This window comes from Rhodococcus sp. 11-3, assembly GCF_023704055.1.
Lineage (GTDB): Bacteria > Actinomycetota > Actinomycetes > Mycobacteriales > Mycobacteriaceae > Rhodococcus > Rhodococcus aetherivorans.
Genome location: NZ_CP080406.1, coordinates 4880886 through 4895641, shown reverse-complemented (window position 1 = coordinate 4895641; position 14756 = coordinate 4880886). Strand labels below are relative to the sequence as shown.

The 14756-nt window shown below is 67.5% G+C and carries 12 protein-coding genes and 3 pseudogenes; 10 read left to right on the top strand and 5 right to left on the bottom strand.

What is annotated here, in order from left to right; all coding sequences use genetic code 11:
- Positions 1-16: 16 nt before the first annotated feature.
- The 4 genes and pseudogenes from KZJ41_RS22540 to KZJ41_RS22525 form a co-directional block, all read left to right on the top strand.
- Positions 17-1114 (top strand): annotated as a pseudogene (locus KZJ41_RS22540) (transposase); the annotation flags it as partial.
- A gap of 88 nt (positions 1115-1202) precedes the next feature.
- Positions 1203-1487: pseudogene (locus KZJ41_RS22535) on the top strand (hypothetical protein); the annotation flags it as partial.
- 29 nt (positions 1488-1516) lie between these two features.
- Positions 1517-2083: a dihydrofolate reductase family protein gene (locus KZJ41_RS22530; RefSeq protein WP_006930815.1), complete on the top strand. Its 567-nt coding sequence runs from the start codon at positions 1517-1519 to the stop codon at positions 2081-2083.
- Positions 2084-2112: 29 nt separating this feature from the next.
- Positions 2113-2262 (top strand): hypothetical protein, encoded by a 150-nt coding sequence (locus KZJ41_RS22525; RefSeq protein ID WP_157127562.1) that lies wholly within the window; start codon positions 2113-2115, stop codon positions 2260-2262.
- A 124-nt stretch (positions 2263-2386) separates the two neighbouring features.
- Here KZJ41_RS22525 and KZJ41_RS22520 read toward each other — a convergent pair.
- Positions 2387-3043, bottom strand: a pseudogene (locus tag KZJ41_RS22520) (arabinosyltransferase domain-containing protein); the annotation flags it as partial.
- Between the two features lie 148 nt (positions 3044-3191).
- Here KZJ41_RS22520 and KZJ41_RS22515 point away from each other — a divergent pair.
- Together KZJ41_RS22515 and KZJ41_RS22510 are read left to right on the top strand one after the other, a co-directional pair.
- Positions 3192-4247, top strand: coding sequence for a saccharopine dehydrogenase (locus KZJ41_RS22515; RefSeq protein ID WP_251549662.1), 1056 nt, complete (start codon positions 3192-3194; stop codon positions 4245-4247).
- A complete protein-coding gene (locus KZJ41_RS22510; RefSeq protein WP_043798410.1) occupies positions 4244-4846 on the top strand; it encodes a TetR/AcrR family transcriptional regulator in 603 nt (200 codons plus the stop codon). Before KZJ41_RS22515 ends, KZJ41_RS22510 begins: the two co-directional genes overlap by 4 nt.
- A gap of 79 nt (positions 4847-4925) precedes the next feature.
- Here KZJ41_RS22510 and KZJ41_RS22505 read toward each other — a convergent pair whose 3' ends face one another.
- On the bottom strand, positions 4926-5936 hold the full coding sequence (locus KZJ41_RS22505) for an ERCC4 domain-containing protein (protein ID WP_065922176.1): 1011 nt from the start codon (positions 5934-5936) through the stop codon (positions 4926-4928).
- A gap of 174 nt (positions 5937-6110) precedes the next feature.
- Here KZJ41_RS22505 and KZJ41_RS22500 point away from each other — a divergent pair, with 174 nt between their 5' ends.
- The 4 genes from KZJ41_RS22500 to KZJ41_RS22485 all read left to right on the top strand — a co-directional run bounded on the left by KZJ41_RS22500 (position 6111) and on the right by KZJ41_RS22485 (position 11546).
- Entirely contained in the window at positions 6111-6866 is a 756-nt protein-coding gene (locus tag KZJ41_RS22500; RefSeq protein WP_084648594.1) for an SDR family NAD(P)-dependent oxidoreductase, read from the top strand.
- Positions 6867-7178: 312 nt separating this feature from the next.
- A complete protein-coding gene (rph, locus tag KZJ41_RS22495; RefSeq protein ID WP_065922178.1) occupies positions 7179-9797 on the top strand; it encodes a rifamycin-inactivating phosphotransferase in 2619 nt (872 codons plus the stop codon).
- 327 nt (positions 9798-10124) lie between these two features.
- Entirely contained in the window at positions 10125-10361 is a 237-nt protein-coding gene (locus KZJ41_RS22490; protein ID WP_006930830.1) for a hypothetical protein, read from the top strand.
- Between the two features lie 51 nt (positions 10362-10412).
- Complete coding sequence (locus KZJ41_RS22485; protein WP_251549660.1) at positions 10413-11546, top strand: Rieske 2Fe-2S domain-containing protein; 1134 nt, start codon at positions 10413-10415, stop codon at positions 11544-11546.
- A 58-nt stretch (positions 11547-11604) separates the two neighbouring features.
- On the opposite strand, the gene KZJ41_RS22480 is transcribed toward KZJ41_RS22485, so the two are convergent.
- The 3 genes from KZJ41_RS22480 to KZJ41_RS22470 form a co-directional block, all read right to left on the bottom strand.
- Complete coding sequence (locus KZJ41_RS22480; RefSeq protein WP_043798406.1) at positions 11605-12192, bottom strand: TetR/AcrR family transcriptional regulator; 588 nt, start codon at positions 12190-12192, stop codon at positions 11605-11607.
- A 74-nt stretch (positions 12193-12266) separates the two neighbouring features.
- Positions 12267-13037 (bottom strand): IclR family transcriptional regulator, encoded by a 771-nt coding sequence (locus tag KZJ41_RS22475; RefSeq protein ID WP_006936671.1) that lies wholly within the window; start codon positions 13035-13037, stop codon positions 12267-12269.
- Between the two features lie 250 nt (positions 13038-13287).
- Positions 13288-14715 carry a DUF2254 domain-containing protein gene (locus tag KZJ41_RS22470; RefSeq protein WP_065922179.1) on the bottom strand — a complete coding sequence of 476 codons (1428 nt, stop codon included), beginning with the start codon at positions 14713-14715 and terminating at the stop codon, positions 13288-13290.
- Between the last annotated feature and the right edge of the window lie 41 nt (positions 14716-14756).

The following is a 14756-nucleotide window of genomic DNA, read 5'->3' as shown; positions in this document are numbered from 1 at the left end:
CTCCTTAGACCTCGACGTGCCAGACGCTACCCCTGGGGCGGGCTTTGCCTGCCCTGATCTGACCGTGTTCTGCCGACTCGACGAGCTCGGTCTCGAAGTGACCAGGCCGCGGTTCGAGCCGGACCGTGCTGTCTTGGCCTGTCGCGTCGTCGAACCCGACGGGTCGGATGAGAGGTGGTGTCGCCGCTGCGGATGCGAGGGATCGTCGCGCGACACCGTAACCCGGCGTCTGGCGCACGAGCCGCTGGGTTGGCGGCCGACCACGCTGGTGGTCCCGATCCGTCGCTATCGGTGCTCCGGCTGCGAGCATGTGGCGCCAGGACACCAGCCTGGCTGCTGAGCCGCGGGCGAAGCTCTCGCGAGGTGGTCTGCGGTGGGCACTCGAAGGCGTCGTGCGCCAGCACCTGACCGTCGCGCGTGTCGCTGAAGGACTCGTGGGCGCCTGGAACACCGCCAACGACGCCGTCCTGGCCGAGGGCAAGCGGGTCCTGATAGACGATCCGCACCGGCTCGACGGCGTCCAGGTTCTCGGCGTCGATGGATCCCCGCAGCGGTCGCGGTGATGGATCCCTTCAACGGGGTCCGCGTAGCCGGTGACGCGCTCGACAAGTGCCGGCGTCGGGTCCAACTCGCGATCCACGGCCACTGCGGTCACAAGGACGACCCGCTCTACGCCGCCAGGAGGACCCTGCACACCGGCGCCGACCTACTCACCGACAAGCAGCAGGACCGACTCACCGCCCTGTTCGCCGCCGAAGAGCATGTCGAAGTCGAGGCGACTTGGGGGATCTACCAGCGGATGATCGCCGCCTACCGTCACCCGGATCGAACGAAGGGGCGCGAGCCGATGCGGAACCTGATCGGGTCGGTCAGCGCCGGCGTTCCCGCTGCGCTGAGCGAGGTGATCACGCTGGGCCGAACGCTGAAGAAGCGCGCCGTCGACGTGCTGGCCTACTTCGACCGACCCGGCACCAGCAACGGCCCAACCGAGGCGATCAGCGGACGACTCGAACACCTCTGCGGCTCCGCCCTCGGGTTCGGCAACCTCACCACCTACATCGCCGGATCGCTACTCGAGACCGGTGGCTTCAGGCCGCTGCTACACCCTGGATTAGGAAGAGCCGCATTGTGCCCTGGCTCGTTTACGACGATGTGGGCGAGGTGGTCGAGCCAGTTCGGCGGTATCTGGCTGATTGTGTTGCCCCATCGAATCTATTTTCGCGCCAGTGCGTTTGAGGAGCAAGGTCACCAAGGGGCCGGGCTCGCGGACGGCCGGGCTCGCGCTGGCGTTCACGGTGATCGAGGCCGCTGAGGCACGCTGGCGCGCCGTGAACGCGCCGCACCTGGTCGCCCTCGTTCGGGCCGGAGCCGTGTTCGAGAAGGGAAGACTCATAGAACGACCGGTTGATGCGTCAACTACGAAGGAGGTCGCCCGACGCTCGCCCATCCACAACGATTTGACAATAACTCGTGTGGCGTCGCGATGAGTTTTGCCCTCCGGTGCAGTCTGATCTGCATGGGCAAACTCATCTATGGCTTCAACGTGTCGGTGGACGGGTACATCGCCGATGCGCAAGGCAACATCGACTGGACCGATCCGAGCGAAGAACTGCACCAGTACTGGAACGACTTCGAGCGGGAGACCGCTCTGTCGTTCTACGGGCGGCGGCTCTACGAACTGATGTCCGCGTACTGGCCGACTGCCGACAAGGCCCCGGATGCCACCCCTCTGATCGTCGACTTCGCCCGCATCTGGCGCGACATGCCCAAGGTCGTGTTCTCGCACACCCTGGAGTCCGTCGACTGGAACTCCCGCCTGGAACGCGGCGACCCGGTCGAGGTGGTGACGAAGCTGAAAGCCGAAACCGACGGCAGGCTGGAGGTGGCCGGCGCGACGCTGGCAGCACCGATCGTGCAGGCCGGACTGGTGGACGAATACCGGATCGTGGTCGCGCCCATCGCCGTGGGCGGCGGCACCCCGTTCTTCCCGACCCTGCCGTCATGGATCTCGCTGCGACTGTTGGAGAACCGCACCTTCCCGGGTGGCACGGTCCTCCTGCGCTACGAGGCGAAACACGACTGATCGGACATACACAGCCAGGCGAGCTGCGGATGCACTACGAGATACACGACTCGAACGGCACGCAAGTACTGCTGCTGCACGGCAGCCTGTTCGACATCCACCAGCAGTTCGACGAACTGCTGCCCGGGAAACTCACAGAACGACCGATCGACCCACCAACCACCCTGGAGGTCGCCTGAAACTCGCCCATCCACAGGTCTTGACAATATCTCGATCCTAGGAGCGCGCACTGTCGGACTCGGAAAGACCGGAGCGGATTGCGCAAGGCCTACTACGACGCATGGTCCGAGGTCGCATCAGCCAAAGCAATGCGACGACGGTCGCGGCAAAGACCACTGTGGAGAACCCGAATTCGGCGATCGACGGCGGCTTGTCCCACCACGGCACCCCGTAGCTCGACACGTACCACCAGCCGTTCGGCCCGATGAACGACATGGTCACCACGAACGACACCGCTGCCGCGAACAGCGCCCGATTGCGCCGCGAACGCAACACCGCGGGGCCGGTCGCCACGGCAGCGAGCATCGCCACGATCGCCACCAGCAGGCACAGCACCAGGGTGAAGACCGCGAACCGGCGCGCCAGGGACCCGTCCACGGTGATCTGCAGCAGGTACTGATAGCGCAGATACTCCTGGAACCACGGCACATTCGGGCCGACCTCGTGTGCGGGCTGCATCTCCAGCACAGCCGCAGGGGTCTGGTCCGAGAAGACCGGCACCAGCACCACCAGCCCGGCCGCGACCATCGGAGCGAGCAGTGGCAACCACCCCATGTTGCGAGCCGGTGATGGAGGATGCGGGGCGATCGGGCGGGCGCCGGCGATCAATGCGGCGAAGCAGATGATGCCCGACGGGCCGGCGGTGACGGTGATCGCGCCGATGAGGATCGCGGCGGCGGGCAGCAGACGCCGGGCGATCGCGCGTTCGACCGAACACCAGGTCAGCACGACACCGGTGGCCCCTCGTCTTCGTTGCCCGCGGCTTGCGGTGTCCTGGCGCGGATATCGACTCGGCGGGAGGTGCGCGCACGCTGTGGCCATCCCGAGTTGCCGGGGTGTGAGGGCCGGCACAGTGAACAATATAGGTCAAATGACCTATATTTTGGCCATGGCTGACACGCTCACACGAGACCACGAAGGTCCGGTCCTGATCGTCGGTGGATACGGAACCGTGGGTTCCGCACTGACCGAACTCGCCGCTCCGCACTGGCCGTTGCTGCTGACCGGGCGCAATCCCGAGAAGGGCGCGGCGCTCGCCGACAAGCACGGGGCTACGGTGCGGCGCTGGGATCTAACGGATCCGGCGCCATTTCGGGCGGCGGTCCGAGCGGTGATCGGAACGGTCAACGATCCGATCGACCGGGTCTTGACGGCTGCGGTCGGCGGGGGCGTTCCGTACGTCGACATCACGCGATGGACCAGCCGCATGACCCGCGCCGTCGCCGCGGCAGCCGTGATGAGGCCACGTGCGCCGGTGCTCTTCTCGTCGGCGTGGATGGGCGGAATCACGAGTGTGGTAGCCGCTGCCCTGATATCCGAGCGCGGCGGAGGTGCCACCTCGGTCGATATCGCAGTTCGCTGGGACATGAACGACATGGCCGGCATCGATTCGGTCGACTTCATGGATCGGCTCGGATACGACTACGAGGTTCGTCGGGGCGGACTACCGGTGACGGTGGCGCCGTTGACAGATCCGCGGATCGTGAATATCGCCGGGTCGCGCACCAAGGTGGTCCGAATCGACACCCCCGAACAGCTGACGCTGCCGATCACCCTCGATGTCGGCACCGTGTCCACACGCATCGGCTTCAGCTCGGGCGCGGCCACCACGGCGTTGCTCGCAGCGAAGAAGGTCGGGTTGTTCAGGTGGGGCAAGGGGGACCGGTGGACATCCGTACGCCGGTCGTTGTTGTACTCGGCCGGCGAGGGAGGGAACGCCGAGATCCGGGTCGACGTCGACGGCGAGGGCGGAAGGACATCGGCAACGGTCGTCGATCCGCGAGGCCAAGCTCACTTGACTGCGCTCGGCGGCTTCCTCGGTTTGCGAAGAGTGCTCGATCCGACGGGGTCGGAGCCCGGTGTCACCTACCCCGAGCTGCATCCGGATCCGGCCTCGATCCTGCGATCGCTACCCGAGCACGGAGTGGAAGTATTGCGGGAATGATCTCGACGAAGGGCGGCCAACGGCAGGCCGAACTGCTCGATGCCGCCGAACGGGTACTCACGACCCGCGGCAACGCCGATGCGTCTCTGCGTGACTTTGCCGCTGCGGCGGGCGTGCGTATCGGGCACCTCCAGCACTATTTTCCGACTCGCGCCGATCTGATCCGGGCTGTGCTCGAGCGGGCGCTGCAGCGTTCGCTCGAGCGGCTGTCGTCCGCACTGGGGCCGGTCGAGGAACGGGGTGAGCAGCCGGCCCTGACCAGGTCGGAAACGACGAGTCTGTTCGAGATCCTGCTCGCAGAGCAGGACGATCCGTCGTGCGTGCGGTTGTTCGTGGAGGTCTGGGCCATTGCCATGAGCGACGAGAGCACGGCCGCGGTCGTCCGCGACTTCTACACCGGATACGTCGGTCACGTGGCCGACCTCGTGGCCTGCGTTCGCCCCGATCTCGACCGGTCGCGGAGCTTCGCGGTCGCGGCGACCGTGGTCAGCCTGGTGGAAGGTGCGGCCATTGTCCACTCGACGGTCGGCGTCGGTCGTTCGGCGGAAGCGAGGAGCGAGATTATCCGGGCCGCAGTCGGATTGGTACATGGGTCCTGAGCCGTCCGGGCAGGCGCCGGCTGTGACCGCCCGCCCCGGTGCCGGCGTCGTCGATGCGGTCCGGCGCGGGGCGGGGTCGCTATTCGGGGTGAGCCGAGCTCCACGCCTGCCAGATGTCGGGACGGAGCCGGCCCCGATCCGGCACCGGGAGGCCTTGGGCACGTGCCCAGGCCCGAACCTCGGCGGTGGACGGCGCCGGCGGTGCCCCCTCCCCGGCGCCGCTCGCGGATTCGGCGATGTTCCCGGATTCGGCAGCGGGCGCGTCGACCGGGCGCGGTGCCGCAATGCGGGCGATCGCCGTGTTCTCTGCCTCGGCCCAGACGTAGGCCGCCGCCAGATAGCGGTAGGTCCACTGCTCCGCCAGGGCGCGGTTGTCGCAGAACACGATCGGCACGTTCGGCCAGCGCACCTGCAACTCGGCCAAGCCGTCGGCGACGGTCGCCGGCCGCACCCGCTCGAGCGCGAAGATCGCCGAGTACCGGTCCTCGACCACGATCGCGGCCCGCGGTAGGGCCGCCAGTTCGGCCAGCGCGTAGCGCAGCGTGCCGTTCGTCAGGCTCGAGACCAGGTCCGGCACCGACTTGCGTTCGACCGAGGCCACGAGGCGGTCCTCGACGAAGACCCCGTAGTCCCCGCACGGCAGTGCGCGCCTGGTGAGACCGACCTGCTGGTCGGCGAACCGGTAGGCGTAACGCTCGTGCGAGTCGACGACGATGGGCAGCTCGGCGATGCCGGCGGCCCGGGCGGTGGGTGTGCGCACGTTCGGCCGGGCCTGTTTGCGGGTCCGCGGGGACTGCCAGAACACCACGTCGCGCCCGCGCGCGGTGGTGTACACGATCTGCGATCGGTTCTCCCGGCCCCGATCGAGTACCAGATCGATTGCCGCGCCGCGCCGCGCACACGACCGCACGGCCACCCGCTCGACCACCTCGGGGTCGTCGGGCCATTCGTCGATCGGCACCGGATGGCAGTACAGCGCCTTCGTGCGCGGCCAGGTTCCCGAGGTGCGAAACACCAGCCCGCCGTCGAGGGGTACCCGCAGCAGGTAGCCCAGCTTGGACGCCGGCTCCGGATTCACCGCGATCACCATTTCCACAGCTGTCAGGGTCTCATCGCAACGCAAGGACGTCCGCGGGTGCCAGAAGTTACCCGCCGGTACACCTACCGGGGTCCGGTCGCAACCGGCATCATCGATCGTAATTGATTGATCGATTACTCAATGAGCGCGCGCAGCGGTGTGCGGTCCCGAGCAAGGAAGACGGACGTGAACTCTGTGAACGGTGAGACGGCGCTGGTGACGGGAGCGGGTCAGGGAGTGGGACGCGGCATCGCCCTGGCGTTGGCTGCGGCCGGAGCCCGGGTGGCCGTGGTGGGGAGGACGGCCGACAAGATCGAGAAGGTGGCGGCGGAGATCGAGGAGCGCGGCGGCCGCGCTGCCGCCTTCGTGTGCGATGTCACCGATGCGGCCGGGATCGATCTCCTGGTGGAGCGGGTGATCGCGCGATTCGGCGGCCTGTCGATCCTGGTGAACAACGCCCAGTCGACGGTCCACGGGCGATTGCTCGACCTCGACGAACAGGTCTATCAGCGGGGGATGGATTCCGGGCCGACCGCGACACTGCGGCTGATGAGGGCGTGTCACCCGCATCTGAAGGGCGGCGGCTCGATCGTCAATCTCGGGTCCGCGGCGGGGGTGCGCTGGGACCCGTCCGGATACGGTGGCTACGCGGCCGCCAAGGAGGCGATCCGCGTCCTCACCCGCACGGCGGCGTGTGAGTGGGCCGCCGACGGGATTCGAGTCAATGCGATTCTCCCGTTGGCCAATTCATCCGCCCTCGAGATGTGGGCGCAGGAGAGTCCGGACGAAGCGCGGGCGTATCTCGACACCGTGCCGCTCGGGCGGCTGGGCGACCCCGAAACCGACATCGGTCCGGCGGTGGTCTTCCTGTGCAGTCCGGCGGCACGGTACATCACCGGTCACTCGCTCCCCGTCGACGGCGGTCAAGCGCTGATGCGCTGAGACGTGCGACGGACATCGCTACTCGTACCTTGTCGCGGAAGAGAGAAACGTCCAGATGCCCGATGTGCTCGCACCGGCCCGGTCCGGCCCGGCTCGGTCCCGTGGCCATGTGCAATCGAATCATCAAGGAGGAGAAGGCCGAAGGGATGTTCCGCCCTGATCAACCATGCCGGGGCATATCGGTCCGCCACGACGGTGTGCTGTCCCTGCCCCCCTTCTACGTTATACACGATTCGAGGCTCTCATGAGGCCCGGAATTGTGGCCGATAATCGCCTGCGGAACGCCGGAACCTACAGGTGAGGGGCAGGGGAATGGGATATGTACTGGACTTCCGGGAGATCGATCGGACGCAGGTTGCGGTCGCCGGCGGCAAGGGCGCGAACCTCGGAGAGCTGTCGCGAATCGAAGGCATACGTGTGCCGGCGGGGTTCTGCGTGACGACTGACGCCTTCCGGCGGGTCGTGGCAGAAGTGCCGTCCCTCGACGATCGGCTCGATCGATTGTCGCGTCTCGAGGCGGCGGATCGGGATTCGATCCGCGTGCTCAGTGCGCAGATCCGCCGTGCGGTCGAAGAGTGCGTCATCCCTGACGATGTGGTGTCGGAGATCGTCCGCTCTCTCGCCCGGCTCGGTGAACAAGCCGCATATGCGGTCCGATCCAGCGCGACGACCGAGGATCTGCCGACCGCATCCTTCGCCGGTCAGCAGGACACGTACCTGAACGTCTCGGGCCCAGCGGCGATTCTCCGGCACGTGAGCCGGTGCTGGGCTTCGTTGTTCACCGAGCGAGCCGTCACCTACCGTCTGCGCAACGGTTTCGACCAGCGGAAGGTTCACATGGCGGTGGTTGTCCAGCGGATGGTGTTCCCGTGGGCGGCCGGGATTCTGGTCACGGCTGATCCCATCACCTCCAATCGGAAGGTCGCGTCGGTGGAGGCAGGCTTCGGACTCGGCGAGTCCCTCGTTTCCGGCTTGGTGAACCCGGACGTCTACAAGGTGCGTGACGGCAAAGTCACGGACAGGACCGTCGCCACCAAACAACGCGCCGTCCAAGCAGCGCCAGCCGGTGGCACGCACATGCAGGGAATCGAGCAGGAGCAGCAGAACCGATCGGTGCTGACAGATGAGCAAGTTGTGCAACTCGAGCGGCTGGGCAGAAGAATCGAAGCGCACTTCGGCAGTCCTCAGGACATCGAATGGTGCCTGGTCGACGACGGTTTCCGAATCGTGCAAAGTCGCCCGATCACCACGCTGTTCCCGGCCCCCGTGGTCGACGACGGGGAGAACCGTGTGTACGTCTCTGTCGGCCATCAGCAGATGATGACCGACCCGATGAAGCCCCTGGGGATCTCCCTGTGGCAACTGACGAGTCCGGCACCCACGAGGGAGGCGGGAGGTCGGCTGTTCGTCGATGTCACCCAGGCTCTGGCTTCGCCGGTGAAGAGAACGGGACTGCTGGACGCTCTCGGCAAGTCCGATCCGCTTCTCGGGGATGCGTTGGCGACCATCGTCGAACGCGTCGACTTCATCAGGTGGTGTCCGGACGACGGGGCCGGCGGTGTACCGGCCGGCGATGCACCTGCCCTGATCGAGGCCGACGAAGGCATCGTCGCCGAGTTGATGGCGCAGAGCCAGGCCTCTGTCGCGATGTTGAAGCGCGAGATCCGGGCCAAGTGCGGAGCGGCGCTGCTCGACTTCATCTCGGCCGACCTCAAGGAGCTGAGGCGGATCCTGTTCGACCCGCGGAGCCACCAGGTGATCACGGCGGCGATGGAAGCAGCCTGGTGGCTCAACGATCGGCTTCAGGCCTGGCTGGGCGAGAAGAACGCAGCCGACACGCTCACGCAATCGGTCCCGCGCAACGTCACGTCGGAGATGGGCCTGGCGCTCGTGGGCGTGGCCGACGCGATCCGGCCGCACCCGGACGTGGTGGCCTTTCTGCAGCACGTCGAGGACGCGGGCTTCGAGGAGGGGAGCTTCCTGGACGAGCTGGCGAAACGCGCCGGCGGCCCGCAGGCGCGCGCGGCGATCGAGGCCTACCTCGACAAGCACGGCATGCGCTGCGTCGGCGAGATCGACATCACGAGACCGCGCTGGAGCGAACGCCCCACCACCTTGGTGCCGATGCTCATGAGCAACATCAGAAACTTCGGGCCGGGCGCTGGAAAGCGACGCTTCGAGCACGGGCGGCGAGAGGCTCGCAAGAAGGAACACCAGTTGCTGGAGCGTCTGCGCGCCTTGCCGGACGGAGAGCGAAAAGCCTGTGAGGCCAAGCGGATGATCGACCGTGTCCGCGCCTTCTCCGGGTATCGGGAGTATCCGAAATACGGCATGGTCAGCCGCTACTTTGTATACAAGCAAGCCTTGTTGGGCGAGGCCGAGCGGCTCGTGCAGGCGCGTGTGCTTCGCCGCAAGGAAGACATCTTCTACTTGAGGTTCGACGAGCTGCGCGAGGTCGTGCTCACGCACCGATCGTGTGACCAGCTCATCCGTGAGAGAAAGGCCGCATTCCGCTCGTACCAGGCGCTCACGCCGCCCTGGGTGTTCACATCGGACGGCGAGGTCGTCGCCGGAAGGTATCGGCGCGAAGGCGTCCCGCCTGGAGCGCTGGCCGGTACGCCGGTGTCCGCCGGGAGTATCGAGGGGCGAGCCCGTGTCGTGTCGGATATGGCGCAGGCCGATCTCGAGGCGGGCGACATCCTGGTCACCGCCTACACCGATCCGAGCTGGACTACCGTGTTCGTCGCGATCAAAGGCCTGGTGACGGAGGTGGGCGGACTGATGACCCATGGGGCGGTGATCGCGCGGGAGTACGGATTGCCGGCCGTCGTGGGTGTGGAGGGTGCCACCCGGTTGATTCGCGACGGGCAACAGATCCGCGTGAACGGAACCGACGGGTACGTCGAGATCCTGCCCCAGCGGGACGTCTGAGGGGCAGGAACTGCGGAGCCTGTTCCAGGAGATGCAGGTCCCGATACGGGTAGACCTTCGGTGCGAGCTTGCCGAACAGTCGGACGCCGAGCGTGACCGGTTGGGGCATCACCTTCGCGAAATCGCCGACCGGTGAGCGGTGGTGCGCGCCCCGCTCGTTCTGCTCGGCGGAGTCACCGACCCGGCCGGCACGCACACCGGCACGCGATGCGTCCTGACCCCGGTCCCGAATCCCGCCTCGGAAAAGGTGTCCCGTTGAGCTGACACCCCGCAGCCACAGCGCGGGGAAATTCCTACGCTCGAGGTACCCGAGGAAGGAAGTGATCGATGCAGTCGCTCGACTGTCATGCGTGTGGCAACACCGTGTTCGTGGCGAAGTACAGCCCCGTGCACACGAGCATTCAGTGGACAGGGCCGGCCCGCGACACCTGCCGCGAGTTCGCCGCGGCGGCCCGTCCGGGGGAGACCACGACCTACCTGCCCCGCTGCGGAGCGCTGCACGAGTCGGTCGATCGAGCCGTGCGTGACGGCCGGCTCGTGCCCTCGCAGCGGGTCGAACCGTAGTCGGTCCGGCGTCTGTCGCCGCACCCGGAAGCACATCACCTGGAGGACTTCATGACTGTTGAACCCGAGACCATCGAGGTTCGGAGCATCGAGACGGGCAGCAACCCGACGCGGTACGCCCGCGGCTGGCACTGCCTCGGACTGGCGAAGACGTTCCACGACGGAAAGCCGCATCAGATCAAGGTATTCGGGACCGACCTGGTGGTCTTCGAGGATTCGAAGGGCGCCCTGCACGTCCTCGACGCCTTCTGCCGGCACATGGGCGGCAATCTGGCCCGGGGCGAGATCAAGGGCGACACGATCGCGTGCCCGTTCCACGACTGGCGATGGGGCGGCGACGGCCGGTGCGCGGAGGTGCGGTACGCCCGCCGCACCCCGAAGATCGCCAGGACGAAGTCCTGGATCAACATGGAACGCAACGGCTTGCTCTTCGTGTGGAACGACCCGCAGGGCAACCCGCCGCCGGCGGACGTGACCATCCCCGGGATCCCGGACTACGGGACCGACACCTGGAGCGAGTGGACGTGGAACACCTTCCACGTGACGGGATCGAACTGCCGGGAGATCGTCGACAACGTCGTCGACATGGCACACTTCTTCTACGTGCACTTCCAGATGCCGCAGTACTTCAAGAACGTCTTCGAGGGTCACATCGCCGCACAGCACATGCGTTCGACCGGCCGTGACGACATCAAGACGGGTGTGCAGCTGGATCTGCCGGATTCGCAGACGATCTCGGACGCGATGTACTACGGACCGTCCTTCATGCTCGACACCGTCTACACGGTCGCTGGAGACGTGACGGTCGAGACCAAGCTCGTCAACTGCCACTACCCGGTCACGCAGGACTCGTTCGTGCTGCAGTTCGGGACCATCGTCAAGAAGGTGGACGGGGTCGGGGACGAGGAAGCCGCGGCGATGGCGACGATGTTCACCGAGGGTGTGGAGACGCAGTTCAAGCAGGACGTCGAGATCTGGAAGCACAAGACCCGGATCGAGAACCCGCTGTTGACCGAGGAGGACGGCCCGGTCTACCAGTTGCGTCGCTGGTACAGCCAGTTCTTCGTCGACGTCGAGGACGTCACTCCGGAGATGGTGCAGCGCTTCGAATTCGAGGTGGATACCAGTCGGGCACTGGAGAACTGGCAGAGGGAAGTGGACGAGACCATGGCACTGCGCGGCTGACCCGCGAGCGCCGGCCCGCGCCGAGCCGTACCGTCTCGGCGCGGGCCGGCGGCGGTCGTCAGCCGGTGCGCGGCCGGAAGCCGTCGACGAAGATCCGGGTGATGTCGCGCGCGAGGTCGGCATTGGAGCGCTGCGCGCTCGGTCGGTGCCAGCGCGGTGCCTGCCAGACGGCATCGCGGATCAGCTGGTAGAACACCTCCGGATCGATGTCGTCCCGGAAGATTCCCCCGGCGACACCCTCGGTGATGGCCTCCCGCCACGCCTTCTCCACCTCGTCGGCAATCTCGGCCAGGTCCGCCTCGACGAGGCGGTCCCGCATGTACTCGCCCTCGCGCTGCCAGATCGTCGTGGCGCCCCGGTAGTTCTCCGAGGTGGTCAGGGCGAGCAGGACGAGCGCTTCGATCCGCTCGACCGGCGGCAGGGTTCGGGACGTGATCTCGCGGCACCGGGCGGACAGGTCCTCGATGTATTCGCGGATCAGTTCGGTGACGATCGCTTCCTTGGACGGAAAGTAGTGGTAGAGCGCCCCGGAGTAGACCCCGACCTCGTCGGCGATCTCCCGGATGGTGGTTGCCGCGATTCCCTTGGTGGCGAACAGTTGTGCGGATCTGTCGAGGATCTGGCGGCGGCGCTCGTGCGGATCCATGGCACTCCTCGGGGCTCGGTCGTCGACGGCCGGTTCATTGTGGCACATCCATTGATCAAACGATCAGTGGAGCCTCAGACGGCGTGCTGTGAGTCCGCCGACCGGAGTCGGGTGAGGCGACGCCACGTCGTGAGGGCGGCCATGCGCACGGGGCCCGCCAGGGCGGCGGGGCGGATCGACGAGGTGGGGCCGCTGACGGAGATCGCGCCGACACACTTGCCGGCGTGACCGATCGGCGCCGCGACACAGGAGACGCCCGGGGCAGCCTCGTCGCGGTCGTGCGCCACGTGCTGTTCCCGGGTCCGGGCGAGCTCGCTGCGCAGCCGGTTCGGGTCGGTGACGCTGTGGCGGGTCCGGGCCGTCGGCGGGCGCTCGGCGAACAGCGCGTCGAGGTCGGTTCTTCCTTGTGCCAGAAGCGCCTTGCCCAACGCGGTGCAGTGTGCCGGCTGGCGTCCGCCCACGCGTGACGGGATGCGCATCGAATAGGGGCCGCCCACCTTCTCCAGATACAGCACCTCGGCGCCGGTGAGGACCGCCAGGTGGACGACGAGACCGGTGTGGCCGTGCAGTTCGTGCATGACGGGCAGGGCGGCCCGGTGCAGGGTGTCGTTGTGCTGGACGAGGGACCCGAGCTCGAGCATCTTCGTGCCCAGCGCATACGCGGGAGCGTCCCGTCGCACCCAGCCGATCTCGACGAGCTGGGTCAGCAGGCGATGCGTGGACGAGCGGGGCATGCCCGTCAGGCGGGTGAGCTCGGCCAACGTGAGCCGCTCGCTGTCGCGGAATGCCTCCAGCAGCCGGGCGGCGCGATCGATCACCGCCACCGGCACATCGCTGTGCGTCATGCTCTGCCTCCCACCGCCGAAGTGCGGTTACCTCTACTGATCAAGCGATCAATCAATGACTGTGGTGACTGTAACAGTTCGCCCGAGGGGCGGGAAGTGGAATCGAAGACCGAAACGCGGTCGATGGGGGCGGATCACCCGAGGGCGGCGGCCTCCTGCGAGGTGGCCGGCGGCTTCGCAGCGCCACGGTGACACCGACGAGCCGGCCCCGCGGCGACCGCCAGCGACGCCGCGGAAGCGACGGCACACGTCAGGTAGGACGGCGCCCTGCCCAACGCCCTTCGAGGGCCTCGCCCACCTGCCGGGCGAGGTGGTCGAGGTGCCGGCGGGTCACGGTGTCGTGGTCGGTGACATGCTCGCGCAGGCGATCGAGCTGGTCGGTGATCGCCGTGCGCTGCTCGCCGGTGGCGGCTTTCCATGCCAGCTCCCGCAGCATCGACAGCAGCGCGTCCAGCACCATCGGATCGTCGGCGCCGTAGAGCCGCGGCTGGGTGCACACCAGATCCAGCAGCTCGGCGAAGGTCGGCCGCGCCAGCACCACCCGTACCCGATCGTGCTCGTCGCACTGGGTGTGCGGGCCGAGCCGAAGGTCGAGAAGGTCGGCGAGGACCGCGGTGCACGAGATCAGTCCGTGCACGGCGGTGGTGGGATCGTTGATCCCGGGCGAGAGGGCCCGCACCACCACATCGGTCAACTGCCGCAGTCCGTAGCCGATGTCCTGGACGGCGGTGCGTTCGCTGCCGGTGCGCAGCGCCGCGCGTACCCGTTCGCTCAGCCGGTGCGCCGCGTCCTCGGTCAACGGCTCCTGCGGGCGGACGGACCAGGAGAACGCGACCGGTGTGCCCGCCAGGACCGGGCTGCCCACCGGGCGGTTTACCCACACCACCGCCTCGGCCCGCTCCGCCGCGGTGAGCAGGGCGTGTTCGTCGATCTCGACGAGGAATCCGGACGAGGCCGCTTCGACGAGGTGCGGGTGCGGCGGTGGCACGGGCACCGGCACGGCAGGTGTGTCCCGGCGTGCGGGAGGCAGGAGACGGGTGGCGGTGGCGCAGGTGTCGGCCCGCACGTGCTCGAGCACGGCTTCGACGCGGATCTGCCGGACCAGATGTCCGAGGAACAGCACCAGCGCGACGACGCTGGCCACCGCGAGCAGGTATGCCGTCGTCACCGCCATCTGCGGGACGAACGTGGTGCCGTCGGTGTCGCTGCGGACGGTGCGCAACACGGTCAGCGCGTAGATGAACGTCGCCAGGAACAGCGCCAGGGTGCGTTGGACGACACGGTCGGCGGCGAAGGTGCGCAGTAAACGCGGGGAGTACTGGCTGCTGGCCAGTTGCAGGGTCACCAGTGTCAGCGAGAACGTCAGCGCCGTGACGGTGATCAACGAGGCGGCGATCGCGCTCAGTACCTCGCGGGCGGCGTCGGCACCGCCCCCGAACAGATATCCCGCCACCGTCGGTGGCAGCCGGTCATCGAGGGCGGCGTCGAGCTCGGGCAAGCCGATGCCGGCCAGCACGGCCAGCAGCACCGCGGCCGTCGGGACGGGCCACAGCCGGGAGCGCACCGCTTCGACGAACACCTGTCGACGCTTCAGTACGGAGGAGATCGGTCCCCGTCGCCTCCGGGCCCCGGGGCCGCCGTCGGTCTCGAACTTCACGGACACCGCCCGGAACCACATTCCTCGCGCATACCCCCGCCCGCGGCCGGGTAATCGCGCAC

Bases quoted from the DNA above. Each gene is read 5' to 3' on its own strand.
- KZJ41_RS22490 (WP_006930830.1), top strand. From the start codon at position 10,125: ATGCAGTCGCTCGACTGTCATGCGTGTGGCAACACCGTGTTCGTGGCG.
- KZJ41_RS22480 (WP_043798406.1), bottom strand. From the start codon at position 12,192: ATGGATCCGCACGAGCGCCGCCGCCAGATCCTCGACAGATCCGCACAA.
- KZJ41_RS22530 (WP_006930815.1), top strand. From the start codon at position 1,517: ATGGGCAAACTCATCTATGGCTTCAACGTGTCGGTGGACGGGTACATC.
- KZJ41_RS22475 (WP_006936671.1), bottom strand. From the start codon at position 13,037: ATGACGCACAGCGATGTGCCGGTGGCGGTGATCGATCGCGCCGCCCGG.
- KZJ41_RS22510 (WP_043798410.1), top strand. From the start codon at position 4,244: ATGATCTCGACGAAGGGCGGCCAACGGCAGGCCGAACTGCTCGATGCC.
- rph (WP_065922178.1), top strand. From the start codon at position 7,179: ATGGGATATGTACTGGACTTCCGGGAGATCGATCGGACGCAGGTTGCG.
- KZJ41_RS22485 (WP_251549660.1), top strand. From the start codon at position 10,413: ATGACTGTTGAACCCGAGACCATCGAGGTTCGGAGCATCGAGACGGGC.
- KZJ41_RS22515 (WP_251549662.1), top strand. From the start codon at position 3,192: ATGGCTGACACGCTCACACGAGACCACGAAGGTCCGGTCCTGATCGTC.
- KZJ41_RS22470 (WP_065922179.1), bottom strand. From the start codon at position 14,715: ATGTGGTTCCGGGCGGTGTCCGTGAAGTTCGAGACCGACGGCGGCCCC.
- KZJ41_RS22525 (WP_157127562.1), top strand. From the start codon at position 2,113: ATGCACTACGAGATACACGACTCGAACGGCACGCAAGTACTGCTGCTG.
- KZJ41_RS22505 (WP_065922176.1), bottom strand. From the start codon at position 5,936: ATGGTGATCGCGGTGAATCCGGAGCCGGCGTCCAAGCTGGGCTACCTG.